This window comes from Salimicrobium flavidum, from assembly GCF_900156645.1.
GTDB lineage: Bacteria > Bacillota > Bacilli > Bacillales > Halobacillaceae > Salimicrobium > Salimicrobium flavidum.
Map to the genome: position 1 here is coordinate 74,575 of NZ_FTOC01000008.1, position 25,509 is coordinate 100,083.

24 protein-coding genes, 2 tRNA genes and 1 pseudogene are annotated in these 25,509 nt (G+C 47.8%); 21 read left to right on the forward strand and 6 right to left on the reverse strand.

Annotation, left to right across the window (positions count from 1 at the left end; translation table 11 throughout):
- Positions 1-107: 107 nt before the first annotated feature.
- The 5 genes from rpsF to BW944_RS11335 all read left to right on the forward strand — a co-directional run bounded on the left by rpsF (position 108) and on the right by BW944_RS11335 (position 2,571).
- Positions 108-398 carry a 30S ribosomal protein S6 gene (rpsF, locus tag BW944_RS11315; protein WP_076559755.1) on the forward strand — a complete coding sequence of 97 codons (291 nt, stop codon included), beginning with the start codon at positions 108-110 and terminating at the stop codon, positions 396-398.
- Positions 399-409: 11 nt separating this feature from the next.
- Positions 410-892 (forward strand): single-stranded DNA-binding protein, encoded by a 483-nt coding sequence (gene ssb / locus BW944_RS11320; RefSeq protein WP_076559757.1) that lies wholly within the window; start codon positions 410-412, stop codon positions 890-892.
- A 48-nt stretch (positions 893-940) separates the two neighbouring features.
- Entirely contained in the window at positions 941-1,165 is a 225-nt protein-coding gene (gene rpsR / locus BW944_RS11325; RefSeq protein WP_076559758.1) for a 30S ribosomal protein S18, read from the forward strand.
- A gap of 89 nt (positions 1,166-1,254) precedes the next feature.
- Positions 1,255-1,554: a TIGR04104 family putative zinc finger protein gene (locus tag BW944_RS11330; protein ID WP_076559760.1), complete on the forward strand. Its 300-nt coding sequence runs from the start codon at positions 1,255-1,257 to the stop codon at positions 1,552-1,554.
- A 489-nt stretch (positions 1,555-2,043) separates the two neighbouring features.
- Positions 2,044-2,571 carry a YceI family protein gene (locus BW944_RS11335; RefSeq protein ID WP_076559763.1) on the forward strand — a complete coding sequence of 176 codons (528 nt, stop codon included), beginning with the start codon at positions 2,044-2,046 and terminating at the stop codon, positions 2,569-2,571.
- A gap of 70 nt (positions 2,572-2,641) precedes the next feature.
- Here BW944_RS11335 and BW944_RS11340 read toward each other — a convergent pair whose 3' ends face one another.
- Entirely contained in the window at positions 2,642-3,262 is a 621-nt protein-coding gene (locus tag BW944_RS11340; RefSeq protein WP_076559766.1) for a YczE/YyaS/YitT family protein, read from the reverse strand.
- A gap of 100 nt (positions 3,263-3,362) precedes the next feature.
- Between BW944_RS11340 and BW944_RS11345 the strand changes: the two genes are divergently transcribed.
- From BW944_RS11345 to BW944_RS11360, 4 genes are all read left to right on the forward strand, one after another.
- Complete coding sequence (locus tag BW944_RS11345; protein ID WP_076559768.1) at positions 3,363-4,061, forward strand: response regulator transcription factor; 699 nt, start codon at positions 3,363-3,365, stop codon at positions 4,059-4,061.
- Positions 4,058-5,053 (forward strand): sensor histidine kinase, encoded by a 996-nt coding sequence (locus BW944_RS11350; protein WP_076559770.1) that lies wholly within the window; start codon positions 4,058-4,060, stop codon positions 5,051-5,053. Before BW944_RS11345 ends, BW944_RS11350 begins: the two co-directional genes overlap by 4 nt.
- A gap of 101 nt (positions 5,054-5,154) precedes the next feature.
- A complete protein-coding gene (locus BW944_RS11355; RefSeq protein WP_076559773.1) occupies positions 5,155-5,922 on the forward strand; it encodes an ABC transporter ATP-binding protein in 768 nt (255 codons plus the stop codon).
- A complete protein-coding gene (locus BW944_RS11360) occupies positions 5,894-7,771 on the forward strand; it encodes an ABC transporter permease (protein ID WP_076559776.1) in 1,878 nt (625 codons plus the stop codon). Before BW944_RS11355 ends, BW944_RS11360 begins: the two co-directional genes overlap by 29 nt.
- A gap of 182 nt (positions 7,772-7,953) precedes the next feature.
- Here BW944_RS11360 and BW944_RS11365 read toward each other — a convergent pair.
- The 3 genes and pseudogenes from BW944_RS11365 to BW944_RS11380 all read right to left on the reverse strand — a co-directional run bounded on the left by BW944_RS11365 (position 7,954) and on the right by BW944_RS11380 (position 9,773).
- Positions 7,954-8,618 (reverse strand): annotated as a pseudogene (locus BW944_RS11365) (sugar-binding transcriptional regulator).
- Entirely contained in the window at positions 8,539-8,817 is a 279-nt protein-coding gene (locus BW944_RS15465) for a sigma factor-like helix-turn-helix DNA-binding protein (protein ID WP_076559784.1), read from the reverse strand. Before BW944_RS15465 ends, BW944_RS11365 begins: the two are co-directional and overlap by 80 nt.
- A 41-nt stretch (positions 8,818-8,858) precedes the next feature.
- Complete coding sequence (locus tag BW944_RS11380) at positions 8,859-9,773, reverse strand: dihydrolipoyl dehydrogenase family protein (protein ID WP_076559786.1); 915 nt, start codon at positions 9,771-9,773, stop codon at positions 8,859-8,861.
- An 11-nt stretch (positions 9,774-9,784) separates the two neighbouring features.
- Between BW944_RS11380 and BW944_RS11385 the strand changes: the two genes are divergently transcribed.
- Positions 9,785-10,261: an SAF domain-containing protein gene (locus BW944_RS11385; protein ID WP_327291182.1), complete on the forward strand. Its 477-nt coding sequence runs from the start codon at positions 9,785-9,787 to the stop codon at positions 10,259-10,261.
- A gap of 100 nt (positions 10,262-10,361) precedes the next feature.
- Here BW944_RS11385 and BW944_RS11390 read toward each other — a convergent pair whose 3' ends face one another.
- Positions 10,362-12,044, reverse strand: a complete 1,683-nt coding sequence (locus BW944_RS11390; protein WP_084193729.1) for a peptide ABC transporter substrate-binding protein — start codon at positions 12,042-12,044, stop codon at positions 10,362-10,364.
- A gap of 227 nt (positions 12,045-12,271) precedes the next feature.
- On the opposite strand from BW944_RS11390, the gene serA reads away from it, so the two are divergent.
- Positions 12,272-13,855: a phosphoglycerate dehydrogenase gene (gene serA, locus BW944_RS11395; protein ID WP_076559791.1), complete on the forward strand. Its 1,584-nt coding sequence runs from the start codon at positions 12,272-12,274 to the stop codon at positions 13,853-13,855.
- Positions 13,856-14,561: 706 nt separating this feature from the next.
- On the opposite strand, the gene BW944_RS11400 is transcribed toward serA, so the two are convergent.
- On the reverse strand, positions 14,562-15,377 hold the full coding sequence (locus BW944_RS11400; protein WP_076559793.1) for a histidinol-phosphatase HisJ family protein: 816 nt from the start codon (positions 15,375-15,377) through the stop codon (positions 14,562-14,564).
- A gap of 128 nt (positions 15,378-15,505) precedes the next feature.
- Between BW944_RS11400 and BW944_RS11405 the strand changes: the two genes are divergently transcribed.
- The 10 genes from BW944_RS11405 (at position 15,506) to yycF (ending at position 25,509) form a co-directional block, all read left to right on the forward strand.
- Positions 15,506-16,477 (forward strand): YybS family protein, encoded by a 972-nt coding sequence (locus BW944_RS11405; RefSeq protein WP_234983175.1) that lies wholly within the window; start codon positions 15,506-15,508, stop codon positions 16,475-16,477.
- Positions 16,478-16,507: 30 nt separating this feature from the next.
- Complete coding sequence (locus BW944_RS11410; protein WP_076559795.1) at positions 16,508-18,481, forward strand: DHH family phosphoesterase; 1,974 nt, start codon at positions 16,508-16,510, stop codon at positions 18,479-18,481.
- Positions 18,478-18,924: a 50S ribosomal protein L9 gene (gene rplI, locus BW944_RS11415; RefSeq protein WP_076559797.1), complete on the forward strand. Its 447-nt coding sequence runs from the start codon at positions 18,478-18,480 to the stop codon at positions 18,922-18,924. Before BW944_RS11410 ends, rplI begins: the two co-directional genes overlap by 4 nt.
- 27 nt (positions 18,925-18,951) lie before the next feature.
- A complete protein-coding gene (gene dnaB / locus BW944_RS11420) occupies positions 18,952-20,313 on the forward strand; it encodes a replicative DNA helicase (RefSeq protein WP_076559799.1) in 1,362 nt (453 codons plus the stop codon).
- 145 nt (positions 20,314-20,458) lie between these two features.
- Positions 20,459-21,751, forward strand: coding sequence for an adenylosuccinate synthase (locus BW944_RS11425; protein WP_076559801.1), 1,293 nt, complete (start codon positions 20,459-20,461; stop codon positions 21,749-21,751).
- Positions 21,752-22,081: 330 nt separating this feature from the next.
- On the forward strand, positions 22,082-22,627 hold the full coding sequence (locus BW944_RS11430; RefSeq protein WP_076559802.1) for an LOG family protein: 546 nt from the start codon (positions 22,082-22,084) through the stop codon (positions 22,625-22,627).
- A gap of 69 nt (positions 22,628-22,696) precedes the next feature.
- Positions 22,697-22,773, forward strand: a tRNA-Asp gene (locus BW944_RS11435).
- Positions 22,774-22,781: 8 nt separating this feature from the next.
- Positions 22,782-22,854 (forward strand) — tRNA-Phe (locus BW944_RS11440).
- 398 nt (positions 22,855-23,252) lie between these two features.
- Positions 23,253-24,638: a peptidoglycan DD-metalloendopeptidase family protein gene (locus tag BW944_RS11445; protein WP_159438252.1), complete on the forward strand. Its 1,386-nt coding sequence runs from the start codon at positions 23,253-23,255 to the stop codon at positions 24,636-24,638.
- Between the two features lie 166 nt (positions 24,639-24,804).
- Complete coding sequence (yycF, locus tag BW944_RS11450) at positions 24,805-25,509, forward strand: response regulator YycF (RefSeq protein WP_076559806.1); 705 nt, start codon at positions 24,805-24,807, stop codon at positions 25,507-25,509.

Here is a 25,509-nt window from a genome sequence, read left to right on the forward strand (position 1 = left end):
AAAATCAGGATTTATGGTATTATAATTAGCTGTGAGTAATAATATACGATTACTCCTTGCCTTTTGACTGACAAAAGGCCGCTAAGTCCACAAGGAGGTGAACACGGATGAGAAGTTACGAAATCATGTACATCATCCGCCCGGATATCGAGGAGGACGCCAAGACTTCTGTTAAAGAACGTTTTGACGGGATCCTGACAAACAACGGTGCGGAAATTGATGAAACAAAAGAAATCGGAAAACGTCGTCTTTCATATGAAATCAACGACTATCGCGATGGTATCTATGTAACAATCAACTTCAAAGGAACTTCTGAAGCTATCGATGAATTCGATCGCCAGGCTAAGTTCACTGATGACATTATTCGTCATATCGCTGTACGCGAAGACGATAAATAAGGGGTGGTCTGATGTTAAATCGTGTCGTTTTGGTCGGCAGGTTAACGAAGGATCCTGATTTGCGCTATACGCCGAACGGAGTAGCTGTCGCCAACTTTACATTGGCTGTCAATCGTCCGTTCTCCAACAAACAGGGAAGCAATGATGCGGATTTCATTAACTGTGTAGTATGGAGAAGAGCAGCAGAAAATCTGGCGAACTTTATGAGTAAGGGTAGTCAGGTCGGTGTTGACGGACGTCTGCAGACACGGAGCTTCGAAAACAAAGAAGGTAACCGTGTGTTTGTTACAGAAGTTGTGGCAGATAGTGTTCAGTTCCTAGAATCCAAAGGTGGCTCGGGTGGCGGACAAGGTCCGCGCAACGATCAGTCTTCAGGATACCAGGGAAATCAGAACCAACCATCACAAGAGAGTTATGGACAATCGAAAAATGATGACCCGTTCGCAGATGACGGGGAACCCATTGATATATCGGATGACGATTTACCATTCTAAGAGTTCGGTAACTCTTTGAATATTCTAAACGAAAAGGAGTGAACGCATATGGCACGTCGTGGACGTAAACGTAAGAAGGTTTGTTATTTCACAGCAAATGGAATAACTCATATCGATTATAAAGACACTGAATTGCTTAAACGTTTCATCTCTGAGCGTGGGAAGATTCTTCCTCGCCGAGTAACTGGAACGTCTGCGAAGTATCAGCGTAAGTTGACAAAAGCTATCAAACGCTCTCGTCAAATGGCTCTACTTCCTTATTCTACTGAATAGTAGACAGATGAATCCCCGACCTTTTACAAAAGGCCGGGGATTTTTGTATGTAAAACTGGTATTCTTGGAAAAGACAGGGGAGGGATAATATGCCGATTTGTGATCAATGTGGTCATCCGTGGAGCCGGAAAGATGTGTGGAAGAAGCTTTCCATCCAGGCCCGCGGCACGTGTCCGGCGTGCGGAAAAATGCAGTATGTGACAGCCAGTTCAAGAAAACGGGGGAGTAAGTATATGATGATCGTATTTCTTATTCTCATCGCTCAGGCTGTATTCGATATTCCGCTCTGGGGCTCGATTGCCATGCTTTTTGCTTTATTTTTTATACTGATGATTTTTGTCATTCCGAACGTGTATAAACTGACGAGTGAACAGGAACCACTTTATTGAAACGGGGATATAGCATCCTCGTTTTTAATTTAAAAATTGGCTCAGTTTTATCGTTCCTAATTGATTTTTATCTCTACGGGTGGAAGCTTGCCGCGGGCATGACGTCAACTTCCGGAATCTCCCCACGTTCGACTCCGGTTATTTTCCTTCCATGCTTCTCCCGCGGGCGTCTCCACCGTTCGTTCTAAAATCAATAATAGACTTTAACAGAGACGTTCATGCAAAGATATTTGCACCATGATACATGAAAATTTTCGGGTTCTGTTATGATTCGAGTTTGATAGCGTGGATAAAGAGTAAGGCGGCGACTCCGACGGGAACTCGGGTAGCTGAAGACCCCGCAGAGAAACGAGGAGGCTGAAGCGTTGCCCGTGGAAAGCGTCCGCCTGAATATTTATTTTTAGGGTAGACTAAAAATAAAATTATCTTGCATTCGAGATAAAAATGTTTTATAATTATCTCAGATTCGAAATACAGGAGGAATAATAAATGACTACATTGGCACTCGATAAAGTACACAGTTCACTGGATTTTCAGATTAAACACATGATGGTTTCGAAAGCGAAAGGATCTTTCACGAATTTTGATGTCGATTTCAACGGCAGTCTCGAGGACCTTCAGAATGCTTCAATCACTGTTACTATCCCGGTTACATCTATTGATACGGGGAATGAAGACCGTGACAATCACTTGAGAACCGGAGACTTCTTTGAAGCGGAGACGTATCCGAACCTGGTATTCGAGAGCAAGAAGATCGAAAAAGTCTCCGACGATGAATATAAAGTTACTGGCGATTTCACGATCAAAGGTGTTACGAACGAAGAGACGTTCACCGTCGAATACAATGGCACTTCGAAGAGCCCTATGGATGGAAGTATCGTAGCAGGATTTGATGTAGAAGGGAAAGTCGACCGTGAAGCTTACGGCGTAAGTTTCAATGCTCCCCTTGAAACCGGCGGAGTGTTGCTCGGACGTGACGTGAAGTTCACCGGCAACTTTGAATTTACGGTAGAATAAGTAACAGTAAAAATGAAAAAAACAGACTGCCAGGAGCATTTCCGGCAGTCTGTTTTTTGTATAGGATTTTTTAATATTCGGAAGGAAGAAGGGTGCGGTCGAATCGCTGGATACCCGCCATGAAATACTGGATGAAGACACCACTCGTCACCATGATGATGAGTGTACCAACCCCGATCGCCCCATCGAAAAAGACGGCGAGAAGGACGAGTACGACACTAATGGCAGCGCGGGAGATGGTGACGTTCCATCCGGTGAGATCACGGATGACCAGCATCATCCGATCGAAAGGAATCGGAGCGAAATCCGCCTGCAGGTTGATGGAGATACCGAGCGCCGAAATCACCATCCCCAGGAAGAAAACGATGCTCTGGGTCCACACTTCTTCAGGGGCGACGAAGCCGTCGAGCGTGAATACCCAGAAATCGATACCGAGTCCGGTGATCAGAGAAGTGACAATCGCCAGCATTTCAGGCCGTCGCTTTTCGGCGATGGCGTTGAAGATGATCATCGAAATGCCGACGACGATTTCCCAACTGCCGATGGTAAGTCCAAAGGTCCGGTACAACCCTACGAGCAGAGCATCGAACGGGGACGTGCCGAGTCCGCCGAGAACCGTAAGAGCGATGCCGAGCGTAAGGATAAGCAAGCCGGAAAAATAATACCCGGCTCGTTGATAGATTCTTTTCACTCCGCACCCCTCCTTTTTCAATCATCCTGTTACTATACAAAAAATAGGGATTTTTTTCAATGAAAAGGCGTGGTGCTATAATGAAGACAGAGGTGAGAGGATGCAGAAAATAATGATTGTGGAAGATGATCCGAAAATAGCTGAACATTTACATATCTATTTGGAGAAGTACGGATATGAGGTGGCAGAAGCCACGGATTGGGGAGATATCACCGCCGATTTCCAGAGATACCGCCCGGATCTCGTGCTTCTCGATATCAATCTTCCGAAGTACGACGGGTTTTACTGGTGTCGTCAGCTCAGAAACCTGTCGCTCTGTCCGGTGATTTTTCTGTCGGCGCGGACTTCCGGGATGGACCAGGTGATGGCGATTGAAAACGGAGGGGATGATTATATAACGAAACCCTTCGCTCCAGAGGTCGTCGTTGCGAAAGTGAGAGGGCAATTGCGCCGGGCTTACGGGGAATATGCTGTTTCAAAAGAAAGAGTATTCGAGAAAAAAGGAGTCATGCTTTTCCCGGAGCGGATGGAGCTTCATTACGCAGGAGATCACGTTTCTCTTACGAAAAAAGAAGCGGATGTGCTCGAACTTTTATTTGATAGACACCCCCGTGTGGCCGGCCGTGAAGATCTGCTGGAGCGATTATGGGAAGATCAGGCTTTTGTCGATGAGAATACATTGAACGTCAACGTTACGAGAGCGCGTAAGAAGCTGCAGCAGCTTGGAATCGAAAACGCTATTGAAACAGTGAGAGGTGCGGGGTACCGTCTTGTCGTCACATGGGGAGAGGAAGAATGAAACTATTTATCCAAGAACACATGCTTCTCTTTCTCGTGCAGGTGATCCAGTTTTCGGGTATCGCTTTTCTGCTGTATATGGATGGCTATACGAATGTATCCATGCTCCTTTACATCTTCGGACTAGGATTCTTTTTTCTCTTCGTGTACCTCATCTATCAGTATGTGACGAGGAGACGGGTGTATGAACGGTTAGAGAAGCCTCTGAACCATCTCGATGAAGCGATGGAGGATAGTGGTCAGGCACCACTTGCAGAAGCGCTGGATCTGTTTATGAAGCGGCAATACCGGGTGTACCAGCAGTCGCTGATGGAAGCCGAGCGACAAAAGGAAGAGCACCTGATGTTCATGGAGCGCTGGGTCCATCAGATGAAAACGCCGCTCTCGGTCATTGAACTGACCTCCAAAGAAGTGGACGAGCCCGCTTCTTCGAATATCCGGGAAGAAACGGACCGTATGAAGAACGGACTACAGAATGTATTGTATATGGCCCGCATGCGTTCCGTCGAAGATGATTTCAAGGTGGAGCCTGTTGCTCTCGGGGAAGCCGTGCAGGCGGTCGTCGATGAGAACAAGCGTTTTTTCATACGGAATCGTGTCTATCCGAAACTTGAAACGACGAACACCTTCGTCGAAACGGATAAGAAATGGCTCGAATTCATCTTACATCAGCTTATGCAGAACGCGGTGAAATATTCCGCCGGAAAAGCGCAGCAGATCGTCATCAGCAACTACCAGGTAGAGGACCGTTATGTTCTGGAGGTGAAAGATTTCGGCATCGGCATTCCTCCGGAGGATCAGCGGAGAGTGTACGACCCTTTTTTCACAGGAGAACATGGACGAACGTACCGGGAATCCACGGGAATGGGTCTCTACCTCGTTAAGGAGATATCGGACCATTTGAATCATGGGATCGAGATGGAAAGTGTGGTGGGAGAAGGCACTACATTCCGGATCACTTTCTCCGGTGCCCAGTCGTTATTCTCTTCCTGACTTCCTTACATGAATGTAAGGTAGATGAAAGGAAATTCGATCGTTCTCCTATCATGTTCTGACGTATACTTTGGATAGATTTAAAGGAAAGGAAGAGATATATGCTTGAAATTGATAAAGTCAGCAAAGTATACGGAGGCAAAATGGCGCACCGGGCGCTTACGGATGTGTCACTCAAGGTGGAGGACGGGGAATTCGTAGGAATCATGGGGCCCTCCGGCAGCGGGAAAACGACGCTTTTGAACATGATCTCCACTATCGATGAGCCGACGAGCGGGGAAGTAGTGATTAACGGAGAAAACCCTCATAACCTGAAAAAGCAGAAACTCGCTGAATTCCGTCGTCAGGTACTCGGCTTTGTATTTCAGGATTTCAACCTGCTTCCTACTCTCTCGATTGAAGAAAATATCGTGCTTCCTTTGACGCTCGAAGGGGAGAAAGTAAAAGAAATGGAGAAGAAATCTCTCCAGATTGCGAGAAAACTTGGCATTGAAGAGATATTGAATAAACGCATTACAGAAGTATCCGGCGGGCAGGCACAAAGGGCTGCGATTGCCCGGGCGATGATACATGAGCCGAGGCTGCTGCTCGCAGATGAACCGACGGGAAATCTTGATTCGAAGTCCTCCAAAGATGTTATGGAACTGTTGGAGACGATGAATAAAGAAGAAAAAACGACGACGCTTCTCGTCACCCATGACCCTCAGGCAGCCAGTTACTGCGACCGCGTGGTTTTCATCCGGGACGGAAAGTTCTATTCGGAAATACATCGGGGCGAAAAGCGGCAGCCGTTTTTCCAACAGATTATGGACACCCTGGCTTTCTTAGGAGGAGAACACGATGACCTTTCGTCAGTTCGTCATTCGTAATGTCTTCCGCAACAGCCGTCTGTATGCCGCATATTTTCTGAGCAGTATGTTTACAGTAATGGTGTTCTTCACTTTCGCGAACTTCGCTTTCCATCCCGTTTTTTACGAGGGGTCCTTCAACAATAACGCTCTTCTCGGTATGGGTGTGGCAGGGGGGATCATTTATGTATTTTCTTTCTTCTTTGTCATGTACTCGATGAGTGCTTTCCTGCAGTCCCGGAAGAAAGAATTCGGCATCCTTATGATTCACGGCATGTCGAGTCGGCAGATCCGCACCATGGTATTTCTTGAGAATCTTCTGATCGGCGTTCTGGCGACAGTGATGGGGATCTCACTTGGGCTGTTGTTTTCAAAAGCGGTCCTTCTCATAGCGGAAAATGTGCTGATCATCAGTGAGTCTTTATCCTTTTATATGCCCTGGAATGCGATGGGAGTAACGTTCTTTTCCTTCGTAGTGCTGTTCCTCCTCATTTCCCTGTTTGTCGCCTTTTTGCTCCGGACGAAAAAACTGACGGAGCTGATCAAAAGTGATCGGACATCGAAGGGGGAACCGAAAGCTTCCGGACTCCTCGTCTTCCTCTCGGTCTTTCTTTTGGGAGCCGGTTATATCATAGCTCTGTCTGTGGAGGGTCTTCAGGTTACTGCCGTTTTTATACCGGTAGCTATTCTTGTAATGATTGGAACGTACTTTCTGTTTACTCAGTTGAGTGTCTTCCTCATTCATCGGTTGAAAAAGAAGAAATCGTTATACTGGAAAAAAACGAATATGATCCTTCTTTCCGACCTGGCCTTCCGCATGAAAGATAATGCCCGTACCTTCTTTATGGTAGCGATCATTTCAACGGTAGCCTTCAGCGCTATAGGAACGTTGTTTGGCCTGCAGTCCTATTTAACGAAGGGGCTCGTCCAGGCGAACCCATATGATTTGACGTATCATCCTTATGAAGAAGAGGAAAACAAGGAGGCAAAAGCAGAAATCGTTAGCCGGACGTTGGAAGAAGAGGGCGTGAATTATGAGGTGCGCAAGGTCGAGGTTTCTTATTTCAGTGGGATCTCCGGGGAGAGTAATATCCCGGTAGTTTCTTCTTCCCTATATAATAGCCTGGCTCCTCTCGTGGATCGTTCAGAAGTCCATCCGACTGAAGGAGAGGCTGTTATGGTAAATGGTGAGCTTCCTCAGACGGACACAGTGAATCCAAGCCGGAACCTTATGGACAAAGATATTCCGTTGGCCACCGGAGAGACGATTTCCCCGGATGAAAGCGTGGTTTCGAGCGCTTTGCCTGGTATCGTCGATTACTATGTAGTCAGTGATGACACTTATGAAAACCTTCCGGAAGCCGCCGATTCGGATGTACAGTACGTATGGCAGACGGAAGGGTCGGAAGAGCTTGTGGAGATCGGTACTCAGCTGTCCGAAGAATTCCCTCCCGGCAGTTTGACAGCGATTGATTCCATCATTTATCAGATAAACAAAACGTACGGACCGATCCTGTTCATAGGTCTGTTTATCGGTATAGTGTTCTTCCTTTCCGCCGGCAGTTTCCTTTATTTCCGACTGTACACGGATTTGGAGGAGGACCGGAAAAAGTTCGGAGCGATACGCAAACTCGGCCTCACCGATCAGGAGATGACACGCGTGGTGACGAAGCAGACAGGCCTGCTGTTTTTCACACCGATCCTTGTTGCTCTTTTCCACGGAGTCGTCGCCCTTACCGCTCTCGCTCATTTATTCGATTATAATCTCGTGAAGGAATCCTTCTACGTACTCAGCAGTTTCGCGCTGATTCAGATTCTTTATTTCCTAGTGGCACGGATGATTTATACACGACAACTGAAAAATGTCTGATTGAAATGAATATAAAAAAAGAGGGCGATTACAGATCGTCCTCTTCTTTATGATGGGTTTTGTTTTTATAACGATGGATGTCCTGGACGTCTTTTCGGAATTCTTTGGCAAAGCGATATGGTTTACTTGCAATACGCACCGGCAGGCCGAAGAGGAAACTAGATAAATGCTGGCGGTACTCTTCATTGGACTTTATTCAAACCCTCAGCGATAGCGACTGTTTCCGGAATGTTTCGCAAGTCTTCCATATTAAGGCCGATTACCCTTTCATTCAGTGGGTGATTGAGAGCATTGCCGTTAATATCATAGAACTGGGAATTCAAGTCACCGATGGCACTTGATTTCTTAAGAGATGAAACATCCTCGGAAGATAGATAACCGATTTCTTCCATGGTTGAATTCTTCACGGGGTTACCCATACCTACGACAGCGATATCCACACTTCTCCCTTCTTCCAATACACCGAAGATATCCAGGGAGGACAGTAATCGTTCCTTCAGTTCAGAATTATCCATCATGGCAGGAGCGTAAAGATAGCTGCAGGAAGAATTGATTTTTTGAGCTAAGCGTAGAGAAAGGATATTCGAATGCAAGTCAAGATGACTCTGTCCCATTCCACCGATCAAAGGCACGATATGAAGGTGGTCTTCCCGGCGGTAAGGATATTCTTCCACGAAAGCATAAACGGATTTCCCCAACTGATTCCGATTTTCGAAATATGAGGAACCTTTTTGGAAATGTGGGAGGCAGCTGCTTTTCCCAACATCTTACGGACCATTTCCGGCTGATAGTCCGACTTTGGCAGAACAACGACTTCCCGGAGTCCATAATGACGCTCGATTTGCATTTCCAGATCTACAGTGTGAGCGCTCTCGTCTTTGATATATTTCCACCACATTTTCTTCCCGGGCCTGGGTAAGCAGTTTTGAAATAATGGGACGGGAGACACCTATTATTTTTGCAATCTGAGCCTGGGTATGTCCCTCGAAATAATAGAGCTTGGCTACTTTCACCATGATGCGCCGGTCTTCCCCGGATTTATACATAACATCTCCACCTCTTTTTTTTCAGAACGAACTTAAGAATATCAGTGGTGAATCCCCTTATTCAACCATTCATTAGCGGCTTCGAACATAGCTTCCGATAAGGTAGGGTGAGGATGAATGGTCTCTGCAAGTTCTTCTACGGTACCTTCGAGATTCATGAAAGCGACACTTTCGCCGATCATCTCTGTCACATGACTGCCGACCATCGTTACACCGAGTATTTCTCCAAATTGTTCTTCTGCTATTGTTTTAACAAATCCTTCTGTATTCCCGGAGGAAAGTGCCTTACCATTGGAAGAATAAAGGACTTTTTGAACTTTGATATTTGAATAGGTATTACGGGCTTCTTCCTCTGTGAGTCCTACACTTGAGATTTCCGGAAGAGTATAGACACATTTTGGCACCATCCGGTAGTCGATCGTCTTTAATGGTTCTCCGCTGGCATTATTTGCTGCAATAAGTCCTTCGGCACTGGCTGTGTGAGCCAGTTGTATTTTTCCGTTTACGTCTCCGATCGCATAGACGTTTGGAAGAGATGTCTCTAATTTGTTATTCGTTTTGATGAATCCATTCTCTTTCTCAATGGATACGTCCTCTACAACTCTGGTATCCGGTGTTCTGCCCGTAGCGAGTAATAGTGATCCTGTCGAAAACTCGGTGTGATCAGACAGAGTGAACTGGATGTCATCTTTATCTGAGTGATGGGACACAGAGGAGACAGAAACATTCGTGAAGATCTTCACTCCTGAGTTTTTGAGTTTTTCTTCAACAATTTGAGCCGCTTCTGCATCTTCTGTCGGAATGAGCCGATCTCCGAGTTCAACGATGGTAACTGGAATATCGAGGGATGAAAAAATGGTAGCGAATTCCACACCGATGATTCCTCCTCCGACTATGGTGAGAGAGGAAGGGAGTTCTTCTATCGAAAAGATCGTATCAGAAGTATACGTTTTCACTTTATCCAGTCGTGGTAGACTATATTAATGGAGTCGCTCCTGGTGTGTTTGCAATCATAACTTCCGAGAAAGAAGAAGTAAGAGAAGAGATGAAATATCTGAGTATGGGGGAGGGGCCGCATTATGTGCTTTACCGCCCGTATCACCTGACTAGTCTCGAGACACCTTTGTCTGTTGCGAGGGCCTATTTTGAAAACAAACCGACGATCGCCCCTTATCACGGTATGATTGCCGAAACAGTAGCAGTAGCTAAAAAAGACCTGAAGGCCGGAGGCTATCTGGATGCTATCGGTGGGTTCACGGTATATGGGAAAGTGGATGAGTACGAGAGTGCCAAAAATGAAAAAGCCTTACCGATCGGGTTAGTGGGTGCAAACGTAAAATTGAAGAATGATATAAAGAAAGATCATGTGCTCACCTACGATGATGTAGAACTTGAAGGGGAGTCTTTCCTTTGGGAATTGAGAAAGAAACAGGATAATATGTAATCGTGGAAGAACGAGGAAAGTGGAAGGACCATACATTTGAATTATTATACAAAAAGAGCATCCCCGTTTGTGACGGAGATGCTCTTTTTCATGAATTTGATTATTGGACACTTGCCCATTTGAATTCAAAGGTCGGGCCTGTAGCTGTCGGGAAGAGCCCTTCAATGTTGGAGCGAAGCAGTTGGGACTTCGCATCCTGGTAAATCGGAGCCACGGCTGCATCTTCTTCAAGAAGAAGGCGTTCCGCTTCCAAGAACGTTTCGTAACGTTTTTCAGGTTGGCGTGCAAACTCAGTGTTCGCTTTGTTGATCAGGTTGTCGTACTCTTCGCTGGAGTAGTTCATGTTGTTGTTCTGACCGTCTGTGAGATACATATTCAAGTACGTATTCGCATCAGCGTAGTCAGGACCCCAGGTGGCTGCTTCGATTTCGAACTCGCCTTCCTGGTCACGGCGTACACGTTCTTTGAATGGTACTTCCACTACGTTGATACTAAGGCCTTCAAGATTCGATTCAAGCTGCTCTTTGTAGTAAGCCAACGCGTTTTGGGAAGAGTCTGTGTCATCTCCCATGAGTTCAAGCGTTACAGAGTCTGTACCAAGCTCATCAAGAGCTGCCTGCCAGTGCTCCTGTGCTTTTTCCGGGTTATGTTCAACGAGCGGCCCTTGTACTTCACGGAAGTCTTTTCCGTCCGTACCCGGGACTGTTACAAAGTTGGATGGCACATAGCCTGTAGCAGGAACAGAACCATCATTCAGGATGACATCTGTCAGTGATTGACGATCGATAGCCATCGAAATGGCTTTACGCGCATCCACGTTTCCGAGTGCTTCGTGTGCTTCCTGGTTGAACTTGAAGAAATACAGGTAAGGGTCCTCTACGACCTGGAAGTGCTCGGAGGAGCGGTATTCATCTACGAACTCCGCATTCAGTTCCGCCTGGTCCAGTTCACCTGTCTGGAAAAGGTTTACGGCTGTAGAGGTTTCCTTGATGACTTTGACGTCGATCTCTTCCAGTTGAACCGTGTCGGCATCCCAGTAATCTTCGTTCTTTTCAATCTTCCAGCCTTCGCCGTGACTCCATTCCGTCATTTTGAAAGGGCCGTTTGCGAGCGTGTTGTCCGCTTCCGTGGAGAATTCGTCTCCCTGTTCTTCTACGTAATCCTGGTTAAGTGGCATGAAGGTAATGAACACCGTCATGTTATCGAAATATGGTACCGGCTGTTCCAGGTTCACTTCAAACGTATAGTCATCAACGGCTTTTACACCCAGCTCTTCAGGTGCCATTTCACCTTCAGCGATAGCAGAAGCGTTCTGTACGACTCCGCCGAGGAAGTATGGGCCGTATTCAGAGCCGGTTTCCGGTGTGACGGCGCGTTGCCATGCATAGACGAAGTCATGGGCTGTGACCGGATCTCCGTTCTCCCATTTTGCGTCTTCCCGGAGGTTGAATGTCCATGTTGTTCCGTCTTCCGAGACTTCGTGGTCCTTGGCGATCCCTTCAGCGAGTTCGCCGTTTTCATCGAGACGATAAAGTCCTTCATATGTTTCTCCTGCCCACTGGAAAGCGACAGAATCGGTGATCAGACCAGGGTCCATACTCGGTAATTCACTTTTTGCAGTGAAAGATATGGACTGCTCACTGCTGGATTCTTCTCCGGAAGAACCTTCTCCGGACCCCTCTCCGGAAGATCCTTCTTCAGATGAGTCGTTGCCGCCACAAGCAGCAAGCAAAAACATCAGCATAATTGATAAAATAAGGCCAAAAAATAATTTTTTATTCAACCTCTTTTCCCCCTCTTTGATTATGTAGTGATTATTCAGAAAACATTTACTTTTTTGAGTATACAGTTTTCCTTTAATAATTTCAAGTACCGAAATATTTTAATCAATTGACATTATCCCCGTGTCTGATAGGATAATGAATTATATATTTGAAAGGAAAAGAGGTCTTTATCCTATTTACATACTCCCGCTTTCGGGGGAATCAACTTTAGAGGAGGAATCGAATCATGAACCGAGTACTGATCAGTGATCCATTGAGTGAAGACGGAATAAAGCCTCTCCTTGAAGCGGCAGACACAGAGGTGATTCAGAAACCCTCCATGTCAGAAAAAGAGCTCCTGGAAGAAGTGGCGAAGGCGGATGCGCTCATCGTCAGGAGTCAGACACAGGTAACCAGGGAGTTGCTGGAACACGGCGAGAATTTGAAAATCGTCGGCCGTGCCGGTGTCGGCGTCGATAACATAGACCTTGATGCTGCTACGGATAACGGGGTAGTCGTCGTGAACGCTCCGGATGGTAATACAATATCTACAGCCGAGCACACGATGGCGATGCTCATGTCGATGGCCCGTAATATTCCCCAGGCGTACCACTCCCTTCAACAGGGCAATTGGGATCGTAAGAAGTATGTCGGAGTGGAACTTAAAAATAAAACCCTCGGCGTTGTCGGCTTCGGTCGAATCGGCCGTGTCGTCACGCGTCGCGCTAAAGGTCACCGTATGAATGTCATCGCCTATGATCCATTTCTGACGAAAGAGAAAGCGGAGAAAGCGGGCGTGGATCACGGGTCTCTCGATGAAGTGCTTGCTCAGGCAGACTTTCTCACCGTGCATACCCCTCTCATCGATGCGACGCACCACCTCATCAATAAAGAAGCGCTGGCGAAAATGAAGGATGGAGCCCGCATCCTTAACTGTGCCCGCGGTGGGATCATCGAGGAAGAAGCATTGTATGAGGCGCTTCAGTCCGGGAAAATCGCCGGGGCAGCTCTCGATGTGTTTGAAGAAGAGCCGGCGGTCGGCAACAAACTCCTTGAGCTTCCGCAGGTCGTCGGGGTGCCGCACCTCGGAGCGAGTACGATTGAAGCCCAGGAAAACGTAGCTACCGATGTAAGTTATGACGTGATGGAAGTGCTTCGCGGCGGGAATGCCAAACAGCCCGTGAATATTCCGTCTATTCCTGAAGAGATGCAGGATAAGCTCACTCCTTATATTACGCTTTCCGAGAAGCTCGGAGCCTTCCTTGGAAGTGTTGTACGCGGAGGTCTGAACAATATCAACGTTTATTATTCCGGGGAGCTTGCTGATGTCGATCCGACACCGCTCACGAGAAAAGTTGTGAAAAGCGTACTGCAGCTGTTCGTCGGAACTCGTGTGAACGACGTCAATTCCTATAAAATCGCCAAAGATAAAGGGATCGAAATCAATGAACAGAAATCGACGTCCACGAAAGGCTTTACGAATCTGTTGACCGTGGAACTTGAGACGGATGAGGAAACGAGAAGTATCGCCGGGACGTTGCTGAACGGCCTTGGTGCGCGGGTCGTCCGTCTTGATGGTTACTCCGTCGACGTGATCCCTGAAGGTCACCTGATCAGTATCCATCACAAAGACCAGCCGGGTGCTATCGGCCGTGTCGGAAGTCTGCTCGCTGAACATGACGTCAACATCGCCACGATGCAGGTGGGACGTACGGATATCGGCGGAGCGGCGATTATGATTCTTACGGTGGATAAAGAAGTGGAACCTGCCTGTCAGGAACACCTCGCCCACGTCGAGGATATCAATCGTGTGCAATACCTGAAGCTATAAAGAAAAGCGGAAGCGTCCGCTAAGAAGTGTTGGCGTAAGCCGGCACCCCCGGCCTTCGGGTGTACTTTCCCGGAAGAGAGGGTGCGGCTTAGGACATGAACTTCTGGACGCTACAGCTAGCCATAAAGAAAAGCGGAAGCGTCCGCTAAGAAGCTTTTTACCCTCCAGACTATGTACGATGGGTCTGGAGGTTTTTTTGTATTCTGGTTTTGCGGTGTTCACGGAAACCATTCGCTCCTGAGCACGTCATAAAATAAACTTATGAGGTGCTCAGAAGCCGTTTCATAGACCTGAACACCACAAAAATTGAAGTAATGAGGTGCTCAAGACCCTGGACCAGCACCTGAACTCAGCAAAAACAAAATTTAAGGCTACCCTGAAAATAAATATTCAGGCGGACGCTTATCCAGAGGCAATGCTTCAGCTACCCGAGTTCCCGTCGGAGTCGCCGCCTTTATCTATATCCACCTTATTAAGCTTGAATCATAACAGAGCCCGAAAATTTTCATGTATCCTGGTGCAAATATCTTTGCATGAACGTCTCTGTTATCTATCATTCTTGGTTTATTTTCATCTCTACGGGTGGGAGCTTGCCGGGGGTGTCTCCACCCTTCGTTCTAAAATCAACAACAAGCTTTAACAGACCCGAATCCAAAGATCAAAAAACCGCTCCTGCTTAGGCAGAGAGCGGTTTTCTATCATAATATTACGTAAGCGGATGCGCTTCTTTTTTACGTTTGGTGAAGGTGTGCACTTCATCATAGCCGATCGACTTCGCGAACTCGACGGCTTCATCGTACCGATAGCCGAGATGCTCCGGTTTGTGGGCGTCCGAGCAGAGAGTGATTCCGACACCGTATTCTTTGCACGTTTTCAGGAAATCGGGTTCCGGATAGATTTTGCCCGTCGGTTTACGCAGGCCGGCTGTACTGATCTCGATCAGGGTGCCGGTCTTCGCCAGAGCTTTGGCTGCCCGTTCATACTGACGCTGTAAAAACTCCTTATCCTCCGGCTCGTAGCCGAAGACTTTGATGACATCGATATGGCCGACGAAATCGAAAAGTCCGGACTCGGCAAGCGTAACCACACGGTCGAAATACTGCTCATATACTTCATAGATGTCGCGCTTTTCATACTCTTCCCGGTAAATGGCCAGATCGATGCCCCACTCGTCGATCCAGTGGATGGAGCCGATGACGTAATCGAAAGGCTGCTCTTTGATGAACGTTTCCATTTCTTTTTCTTTCCCTGGCATGTAGTCCATTTCGATCCCCATTTTCACGTTCAGGTTTTCTTTTTCCGCCTCATCGAACAGGGCCTGATATTCGCTGAAATCAAGCGTTCTTCTGTTTTCCACCCATGGGTTGGAAAGAATCGGCCGTGTTTCCTGAAAAAAATAGGCGTGCTCGGAAATGCCGAGGTCTCCGATCCCTTCCTGTTTCGCTTTTTGAACGTATTCCTTCAGGTACTCCGTCGATAGCTGCCCGGTCTCTGCCATATGTACGTGGTAATCGGTACGCATACGTTTCCTCCTTTATGGTTGCTCATGATTAAAAATTATCATAACAGTATTGAAGAGGAGAGGCAAAACGATAATTTTTCATTCGAGCCTCGTACCGTTGTTCTGTGTTAGAATAGGAAGGGTTATTCATGGAGAAAAAGTGGGGTTACGAAATGAAAAATACGAAACAAATTACTGAAGGGGCATTACTGACGGGAATATACTTAGTGATGCTTCTTGTTATTCTGTTTTTACCGATCCCGATTCTCGGGACGTTCTTAATGTTCGCATTACCGATTCCGTTCGTCATCTATAGCTATCATTTCGGATTTCAATCCGGGTTCATCATGTTGTTCGGAGCGACGGTGCTCGCTTCGATTATAGCGACGGTCTTTTCGTTTCCGGTTACGCTGCTTACGGGTATCGGAGGCGTGTGTCTCGGTGGGGCTATGCACAAAAAACGGGACGCTTACGAAACGTGGGTCATCGGCTCTCTCGGCTTCATAGGCGGACTTGTAGCCGTATACGTTTTGACACAGGCGCTGTTCGGCATGAACTGGATGGAACAGATCCAGGTAGCTATTGACGAATCGATCAATATGACGGAAAACATGCTGGGCTCCGTCGGCGGCGAGGACACAGAAGCGACGATCCAGATGCTCCGGGAACAGATGGAGAGTCTTCCGGATTATTTACCGAGCATTCTCGCAGCCACCGGGATTGTGATGGCTCTCATCAGTCAGTGGCTCAGCTATAAGCTGTTGAACCGTCTCGAAAAAGCCGGGCTCTTTTTCCCGCCGGTCCGTGAAATGAGATTGCCGACATCGATTTTGTGGTATTATTTCATTGCTCTGGTAATGAATCTCATATTTATGGACCAGGAAGGAATATGGTATATTGCGACCATCAACGTTTTTACACTGACAGGGATGCTGCTTATTCTGCAGGGTTTCTCCTTCATCTTTTTTTACAGTCAGAGAAAACAGTGGTCGAAAGCGGTGCCGGTTCTGGCAATCATTTTGTCGGTGCTTCTGCCGCAGATCTTCCTTTATCTTGTACGAATCTTAGGTATAATTGATATAGGTTTCCCGCTCAGGGACAAAGTGAAAGAAAAGAAATAGCTCGGAGATTCTGATTAGGAGCTGAAGCGAATGGCAAATGTAAAGAAAACATCAGCGATGAGCGGGCATTTGTGGGTCATCTATATGCTGTCCGTGATTCTGCTGGGTTTCATCTGGTATTACCAGTGGATGTTCGGTCTTGTGATGACCTTGCTACTTATCGGTTCGATTTTTTATAGTATCCGTACGGAAAAACAGGTAATCAATGATACGGAAGAATATATATCCACGCTTTCTTATCGGGTGAAAAAAGTCGGGGAGGAAGCTCTTCTTGAAATGCCGATCGGTATCATCCTCTACAGTGAGGATTATAAGATCGAATGGGCGAACCCTTATATGAACAGGTTCGTGGATGAGAATTCGGTAGTAGGTTCTTCCCTCAACGAATTATCGGAGAAGCTGATCCCGAACATCAAAGAGAATAAAGAGGAAGCCTGGGTCGAACTCGACGGAAGACGTATGCAGACGATCATGAAGCAGGAGGACCGTCTCCTATACATGTTCGACCGGACGAAACAGACGGAAATCGAGTCGCGTTATCAAAATGAACAGAGCGTGCTTGCTGTGATTTTTCTCGACAACTATGAGGAGATCACTCAGGGGATGGACGATACGTCGAAAAGTCATATCAACTCCCAGGTGACTTCGATTTTGAATAAATGGGCGGAACAGCACGGCGTTTACCTGAAGCGCATATCCCAGGAGCGTTTTATCGCTGTCATGACGAAAGAAATTTTGTCAGGGCTTGAGAAAACGAAATTTGAAATCCTTGATGAAGTCCGCGAACTTATCACCGATCAGAATATGCCGCTTACGTTAAGTATCGGTGTCGGTGTCGGGCCGATCACGCTTCCGGAAATGGGAGCGATAGCCCAGTCGAGCCTCGACCTCGCGCTCGGCCGCGGGGGAGATCAGGTTGCCATCAAGGATGAAACCGGCAAGGTCCGCTTCTACGGCGGTAAGACGAATCCGATGGAAAAACGGACCCGGGTGCGGGCCCGCGTTATTTCCCATGCGATGAAGGATCTCGTTCAGGGCAGCGAAAAAGTCCTCGTTATGGGACACAAAGCACCGGACATGGATTCGGTCGGAGCGGCGATCGGAATTTTGAAAATCGCTCAAGCCAATCAGAAACAGGGGGCGATTGTACTCGACCCCAATGACGTCGACACAGGCGTGCAGCGGATGGTGGAAGAAATCAAAAAAGATGAAGATCTTTGGGATTATTTCGTCTCTCCGGAGGACGCGATGGAAATGGTGACGAACGATACCCTCCTCGTCGTCGTGGATACGCATAAACCGAAGCTCGTCGCAGAGGAGAAACTTCTCAACAAGACGGAACACGTCGTCGTCATCGACCACCACAGACGCGCTGAGGACTTCATTGCATCTCCGACACTTGTGTATATGGAGCCTTACGCGTCCTCGACAGCAGAGCTCGTGACGGAGCTTCTGGAGTACCAGCCGAAGAAATTGAAACTGTCGATGCTCGAAGCGACCTCCCTGCTTGCAGGAATCATCGTGGATACGAAAAGTTTCACCCTTCGTACAGGCTCGCGGACATTTGATGCCGCTTCTTACCTGAGAGGGAAAGGGGCCGATACGGTGCTCGTGCAGAAGTTCCTGAAAGAGGATCTCGATATTTACCTGCGCCGGAGCCGTCTGATTGAACGTTCGGATATCTATCGTGACGGGGTCGCTATTTCGACCGCGGACAAAGGGGATATCTTCGGCCCCGTCGTCATCGCTCAGGCAGCGGATACGCTACTTACGATGAGCGGCATCGAAGCATCTTTCGTCATTTCAGACCGTAAAGATGGTCGTGTCGGTATCAGTGCCCGTTCCCTCGGAGATATCAACGTCCAGGTCATTATGGAACAGATGAACGGCGGCGGACACCTTACGAACGCTGCAACTCAGCTTGAAGACACAACGATTGAAGATGCGAAAGCTTTATTGCAAGATATAATCGACGAGTATTTTGAAGGGGGAGAAGAAGAATGAAAGTAATATTCAACCAGGACGTTAAAGGTAAAGGGAAAAAAGGGGAAATCAAAAATGTTTCCGATGGATACGCTCGTAACTATCTTCTGAAGCATAACCTGGCAGTCGAGGCTACCAAGGCGAACCTGGACGCTCAGAAAGCCAAGGATAAAAAAGAGGAGAACCTGGCTCAACAGGAAATCGATGATGCGAAGAAACTGAAGGAAGACCTGAAGGATATCGAAGTGAAACTTTCGGCGAAATCCGGAGGCAGCGGCCGTCTCTTCGGTTCCATTACGAATAAGCAGATTTCCGAACAGCTGAAAAAGGATCATGACATCTCCATCGATAAACGTAAAATCGACATGGATGATCCGATCCGCACCCTCGGCTACTCGGAAGTACCTGTGAAGCTCCATCCGGACGTGACCGGTACGATCCGCGTACACGTAGCGGAGAAGTAGGATCAATGACCAGAGGAGGCAAAGCTTGTGAATGAATTTTTTCAGGACCGTACGCCGCCTCACAATATAGAAGCGGAACAGGCGGTGCTTGGTGCCGTTTTCCTGGAGCCTTCAGCCATGACGACTGCAGCTGAACATCTGCTTCCTGAAGATTTTTATCGCGCCAGTCACCAGCGGATTTTCGAGGTGATGCTCGGGCTTTCCGATCGCGGGGAACCGATCGATCTCGTCACAGTGACGACCGCCCTCTCCAATCATCGAACCCTGGAGGAAGTAGGCGGCGTCACTTATTTGAGTGACATTGCGAACTCCGTCCCTACCGCTGCGAATATCAGTTACTATACGGATATCGTAAGTGAGAAATCGACGCTTCGCCAGCTGATCCGCACAGCGACAGAAATCGTAACGAACGGTTATGCGGAAGAAGACGATATCGAAGACGTACTGAACCAGGCCGAAAAGGAGATTCTCGACGTATCCCAGCGTAAGAACTCCCAGGCCTTCAAAAACATCAAAGATGTCCTTATCGACGTCTATGACAATATCGAAGAGCTGCACCAGAGTGACGGCAACATCACCGGTATCCCGACCGGATACAGAGATCTCGACACGATCACATCCGGCTTCCAGCGGAACGATCTCATCATCATCGCTGCCCGTCCCTCGATGGGGAAAACGGCGTTCGCTTTGAACATTGCACAGAACGTCGCCGGTCAGACAGGCGAGAATGTGGCTATCTTCAGTCTGGAGATGGGAGCAGACCAGCTTGTCTCCCGTATGCTTTGCGCGGAAGGAAACATCGATGCACAGCGTTTGCGTACCGGTAAAATGGAGGCGGACGACTGGAATAAGCTGACGATGGCAATGGGAAGTCTTTCGAACGCAGGCATTTATATCGACGATACTCCTGGCGTACGCGTTAACGAAATCCGCTCGAAGTGCCGTCGCCTCAAACAGGAACAAGGGATCGGCATGATTCTCATCGACTATCTGCAGCTGATCCAGGGGAGTGGGAACTCCAGGGAGAACCGTCAGCAGGAAGTATCGGAAATCTCCCGTTCCCTGAAAGGACTTGCGCGTGAGCTGAACGTGCCGCTTATCGCCTTGTCCCAGCTTTCCCGTGGGGTCGAATCCCGTCAGGACAAGCGTCCGATGATGTCCGACCTGAGGGAGTCCGGTTCGATTGAGCAGGATGCCGATATCGTCGGCTTTTTATACCGGGACGATTATTACGATCAGGAATCAGAGAATCAGAACATCATTGAAATCATCATAGCGAAACAGCGTAACGGGCCGGTAGGAAATGTCGAGCTTGCATTCGTCAAAGAATACAACAAGTTCGTCGACCTCGATCACCGTTATAGCGATTCGGATATCCCCCCTGCCTAGTGTGGCAGGGGTTTTTTGTATGGGAAGCAGTCGATATGAGTTTTAACGAATATTAAACATGTTTTATTTAATAATGTTCGGTTTTTGTTGACGATGGCAGAAATAATTGATAAACTGAAAAGGAATTAACGTAGGAGGTGCCTTTATGTCATCAGTAGTTGTAGTCGGAACCCAGTGGGGGGACGAAGGAAAAGGCAAAATAACGGATTATTTATCACAGCACGCAGAAGTGGTTGCCCGCTATCAGGGCGGAAATAATGCAGGTCACACGATCAAATTTGATAATGCTACATATAAATTGCACCTGATTCCTTCGGGGATTTTCTTTGAGGATAAAATCTGTGTACTCGGAAACGGGATGGTCATCGACCCGAAAGCACTGAAGGAAGAACTGGCCTATCTGCATGAGCGCGGTGTTTCCACCGATAACCTGCGCATCAGCAACCGGGCGCACGTCATTTTACCTTACCATCTGAAACTCGATGAGCTTCAGGAAGAAGATAAAGGCATGAACAAAATCGGCACGACGAAAAAAGGGATCGGGCCCGCCTATATGGATAAAGCTGCGCGTATGGGGATCCGGATCGCTGATCTTCTGGATAAAGAAAGCTTCCGGGAGAAACTGGAGCAGAACCTTGCGGAGAAGAACCGTCTGTTCGAAAAAGTGTATGGTGAGAAACCTTTCCGTATTGAAGATATCCTGGAAGAATACTACCAGTACGGCCAGGAAGTGGAGAAGTACGTATGTGACACGTCGGTCGTACTCGACAATAACCTTGATGAAGGTCGCCGGGTGTTATTTGAAGGGGCGCAGGGCGTCATGCTTGATATCGATCAGGGGACGTACCCGTTCGTCACTTCCTCCAACCCGATTGCCGGCGGGGTAACGATCGGCGCGGGTGTCGGTCCTTCCAAAATCAAGAATGTCGTAGGAGTATCCAAAGCCTATACGACAAGAGTCGGAGACGGACCTTTCCCGACAGAACTTACAGATGAGATCGGGGATCAGATCCGTGAGACCGGGAATGAATACGGTACTACGACCGGACGTCCGCGTCGTGTGGGCTGGTTTGACAGTGTCGTCGTACGTCATGCCCGTCGTGTGAGCGGCATCACCGATTTATCCCTGAATTCACTCGACGTGCTTACAGGCATCGAAAGCTTGAAGATCTGCACAGCTTACAGATACAAAGGAGAAATCATCGAAGAATTTCCGGCCAGCTTGAAGAAACTGGCTGAATGCGAACCTGTTTACGAAGAGCTTCCCGGGTGGACAGAAGACATCACGGGTGCGAAAAGCCTTGATGATCTTCCGGTGAACGCCCGTCATTACCTCGAGCGTATAGCGCAACTGACCGGTATTCCGCTGTCGATTTTCTCTGTCGGCCCGGACCGTATCCAGACGAATGTCGTCCGGGGTGTGTACCGTGAGTCATAAAATGCGCGTCTCGGCAGTTCTATAACTATACGAAGAGACCTTTTGTTGCTGCAGAAGGTCTCTTCCTTTATCTTTAAGATCTGTTATCTTTCCTAAATGATTTTTATCTCTACGGGTGGAAGCTTGTCGCGGGTATGAGGGCGGGATTCCGGAATCTTTCTACGTTCGATTCCGGTGCTTTCCCCGATCATGTTTCCCTTGCAGACGTCTCCACCCTTCGTGCTGAAATCAACACCAAGCTTTAACAGAGTCTTATCTTTTAGGAAAAATCAGTATTTCAGTTGGATTCCTGAAGGTTTTCTGCATATAATTCATAAAGAAGGGGTGGAAATGATGAGAGTATGTATTTTTGCCGGATCACGGAAAGGGACGGATCCTGTTTACGAAGAAAAGGCCAAAGAACTCGGTCAAATACTGGCCGAACAAGGGATATCGATTGTTTACGGAGGATCGAACGGAGGTCTTATGGGAGCGATTGCGGACGGCGCACTTGAAAAAGACGGGGAAGTGATCGGAGTCATGCCGCGTCAGCTTGAAGGTATTGAAATTTCCCATTCAAGATTGAGCCGGCTCATTCAGGTGGAAACGATGCACGAACGGAAAGCGAAAATGGCTGAACTCGCCGATGGCTATATAGCGCTGCCCGGAGGGTTTGGAACGATCGAGGAGCTGACAGAAACCATCACCTGGGCTCAGATAGGCATCCACCGCAAGCCGATCGGTCTGTTGAATGCCGCCGGTTACTATTCTCCGTTTATGACGATGGTCGATCACGCTATTGAAGCAGGTTTCGTAGATCCTGTGCAACGGACGCTTCTGAAGCTTGAGGAGGAGCCGCGACATCTGGTGGAAGCTTTGTGGAAGGCGAAACAATAATGATTTCTTTTAGTGAACATATTGCTTGCAGCGGTAGGCTATGGTAAGATAGGTTTCGTTGCAGCAAATGGTCCGGTAGTTCAGTTGGTTAGAATGCCTGCCTGTCACGCAGGAGGTCGCGGGTTCGAGTCCCGTCCGGACCGCCATTACATATGGCTCGGTAGCTCAGTCGGTAGAGCAACGGACTGAAAATCCGTGTGTCGGCGGTTCGATTCCGTCCCGAGCCACTCACACTAAACACTCTGATGATCATCAGGGTGTTTTTTTTAATTTTGGCTCTGGTATCATTTGTTGTTGATATTCGTCTCTTCAGGTGGAAGCTTGCCGCGGGCATGGCGGAAACTTCCCGCATCTCCCTCTGGTCGTTCCGGGTGATTTTCCTTCCATGCTCATTCCGCAGGCGTTTCCACCTTCCGTTCCTATCATCAACAATAGGCTTTAACAGAGCTTTAATTTTATAGTACTGAAGTAACTACAGCTGTTTCCCCTTTTTTACATCAGTTAAACAAAAGATTATAAGTTCATTACAATTTTCCTATCCTGTTTCTTTTCGCTATTTCGAATGATAAATTGAGTGAGGCTAAAAATTATGAAATCAAGATAGATGATACAGGGGGAAACGAGTGTGTATAGAAAGAGTTCAAAATGGATGAGGAAAGTGTCTCTCGTTGCGTTACTCGGCATAGGAGTGACAGCAGGGGCGACATATGTCGAAGGTAGTATGGCACCGGTCCATCACGTTTACGTGGATGGAGAGGAAGTCGGAACAGTCAGCAGCAGGGAAATCATTGAAGAATCAGTGGAGGACCGTCTTCAAAAAGCGGAGGACGCTTACGGAGTCGAGCCGCTGGTGGAAGAATCCATAACTTACGAATCAGAGCGTCTCATGAGTCCGGAATATGATAATAAAGGCACCAAAGAAACGGTTCAGGAAGAGATAACGGTGAGTACCGAAGCGACGGCTGTAACGTTTGATGGACATGCAGCCGGCTACGTTAGAGATGAGGCGAAGGCGGAAGAAGCCCTCACCCGTTATAAACAACAGTTTGCAGACGATGAGCTGCTCGAAGCTTTCGAAAATGGGACCGATCTCACTATAGATATCGGAGAAGGTAAGCTGACGCAGTTCGCACTGACGACGAAACCGGAGCAGGAGACTGAAATCGTTCATCCGCGGGAAGTCACAGGTGTGGATACGGTCGTTGAAAATCTGAATGAAGGTACGACAGAACTGAAAGCCCATGAGGTTACAGAGAACGACGATCTTGCTTCTCTTCTGGAAGATTACCAGATGAGTGAGGAGCGTTTCCGTGAATTGAACCCTGAAACAAGTGGCCTCGAAACCGGGCAGGCAATTCAGGTAGAAGAAGAAATCGATTATACGGACGTTTCAGTGAACAAAGAAAAAATAGTTACGGAATCTATACCGTTTGATACCCATACCAAAAAAACGGATGAATTGCTTGTCGGCGAAACGAAAGTGAAACAGGAAGGGGAAGAAGGGCAGAAAAAAGTCCGTTATTCCTATGAGAAAGAAAAGCTGGATATCGTAAGTCAGGAAAAACTCAGCGAGGAAAACCTGCAAGACCCGAAGCCGAAAGTCATTCTTGAAGGAACGAAGACACCGTCTGTCGGTAGTGGTGAATTCACGTGGCCCGCGGTCGGAGGAACATTGACGAGCGGTCAGGGGGAACGATGGGGCTCCTTCCACGCAGGAATTGACATCGCGGGAGTCTCAGACCGCACCATCAAAGCAGCGGACCATGGAGTCGTCAAATCAGCAGGCACATCCGGGGCATATGGAAACAAAGTCGTCATCGACCACAGAAATGGATACGAAACGACTTACGCTCATCTGTCTTCGATCGGTGTCAGTGTCGGGGATAAGCTTAAAAAAGGCGATAAATTAGGCGATATGGGCACAACTGGACGTTCTACAGGCGTTCATCTTCATTTTGAAGTGCATAAGAACGGGGATTTGAAAAACCCGCTATCCTACGTCAGCAATTGAGAGAGTGAGCGATAACGCTCCTCTCTTTTCTTTTGGCTCTTCTTAAGTCAGCGCTTCTAGAGGAGGTGGCTTCCGCTTTTCTTACATCAAAAAAGGACAAGTTTCTAAAAATAAGTTAGAATGGAAGAGGAGCACGAAAGTTCAGGAGAAAGGGAAGTGAACGCAAATGGCTCACAAAATACTTGTAGTAGATGATGAGAAACCGATCGCAGATATACTGAAATTCAATTTGGAAAAAGAAGGATATAATGTTGTGTGTGCCTATGATGGCGACGAGGCTATTGAAAGCGCAAAAGAAGAGGATCCCGATCTTATTCTCCTCGACATTATGCTTCCAGGGAAAGACGGGAACGAAGTATGCCGGGAGATTAGGAAGACCCACGCGATGCCGATCATTATGCTGACAGCGAAAGATGCGGAAATCGACAAAGTGCTCGGCCTTGAAATGGGTGCGGATGACTATGTCACCAAACCGTTCAGCAACCGTGAACTGGTCGCCAGGGTGAAAGCGAACCTGAGACGTCAGCAGCAGGAACCGGAGGACGGCGTGCAGCGTTCCAAAGAAATCGAAATCGGCCGTCTGTCCATCCAGCCGGATGCGTATACGGTCAAACGGGACGGAAGCTATATAGAGCTTACCCACCGTGAATTCGAACTACTCTATTATCTGGCTCGGCATATCGGACAGGTTATGACGCGGGAGCACCTGCTGGAAACAGTATGGGGGTATGATTATTACGGAGATGTCCGGACCGTCGACGTAACCGTCAGGCGCCTGCGTGAAAAAATCGAGGAGAATCCGAGTACGCCTGCCTGGATTGTCACCAGACGTGGTGTAGGTTACTACTTGAGAAATCCCGAACAGGAGTAG

Coding starts and splice junctions, on each gene's coding strand:
- rpsF (WP_076559755.1), top strand. CDS start 108: ATGAGAAGTTACGAAATCATGTACATCATCCGCCCGGATATCGAGGAG.
- ssb (WP_076559757.1), top strand. CDS start 410: ATGTTAAATCGTGTCGTTTTGGTCGGCAGGTTAACGAAGGATCCTGAT.
- rpsR (WP_076559758.1), top strand. CDS start 941: ATGGCACGTCGTGGACGTAAACGTAAGAAGGTTTGTTATTTCACAGCA.
- BW944_RS11330 (WP_076559760.1), top strand. CDS start 1,255: ATGCCGATTTGTGATCAATGTGGTCATCCGTGGAGCCGGAAAGATGTG.
- BW944_RS11335 (WP_076559763.1), top strand. CDS start 2,044: ATGACTACATTGGCACTCGATAAAGTACACAGTTCACTGGATTTTCAG.
- BW944_RS11345 (WP_076559768.1), top strand. CDS start 3,363: ATGCAGAAAATAATGATTGTGGAAGATGATCCGAAAATAGCTGAACAT.
- BW944_RS11350 (WP_076559770.1), top strand. CDS start 4,058: ATGAAACTATTTATCCAAGAACACATGCTTCTCTTTCTCGTGCAGGTG.
- BW944_RS11355 (WP_076559773.1), top strand. CDS start 5,155: ATGCTTGAAATTGATAAAGTCAGCAAAGTATACGGAGGCAAAATGGCG.
- BW944_RS11360 (WP_076559776.1), top strand. CDS start 5,894: ATGACCTTTCGTCAGTTCGTCATTCGTAATGTCTTCCGCAACAGCCGT.
- BW944_RS15465 (WP_076559784.1), bottom strand. CDS start 8,817: ATGTATAAATCCGGGGAAGACCGGCGCATCATGGTGAAAGTAGCCAAG.
- serA (WP_076559791.1), top strand. CDS start 12,272: ATGAACCGAGTACTGATCAGTGATCCATTGAGTGAAGACGGAATAAAG.
- BW944_RS11400 (WP_076559793.1), bottom strand. CDS start 15,377: ATGCGTACCGATTACCACGTACATATGGCAGAGACCGGGCAGCTATCG.
- BW944_RS11405 (WP_234983175.1), top strand. CDS start 15,506: ATGGAGAAAAAGTGGGGTTACGAAATGAAAAATACGAAACAAATTACT.
- BW944_RS11410 (WP_076559795.1), top strand. CDS start 16,508: ATGGCAAATGTAAAGAAAACATCAGCGATGAGCGGGCATTTGTGGGTC.
- rplI (WP_076559797.1), top strand. CDS start 18,478: ATGAAAGTAATATTCAACCAGGACGTTAAAGGTAAAGGGAAAAAAGGG.
- BW944_RS11425 (WP_076559801.1), top strand. CDS start 20,459: ATGTCATCAGTAGTTGTAGTCGGAACCCAGTGGGGGGACGAAGGAAAA.
- BW944_RS11430 (WP_076559802.1), top strand. CDS start 22,082: ATGATGAGAGTATGTATTTTTGCCGGATCACGGAAAGGGACGGATCCT.
- yycF (WP_076559806.1), top strand. CDS start 24,805: ATGGCTCACAAAATACTTGTAGTAGATGATGAGAAACCGATCGCAGAT.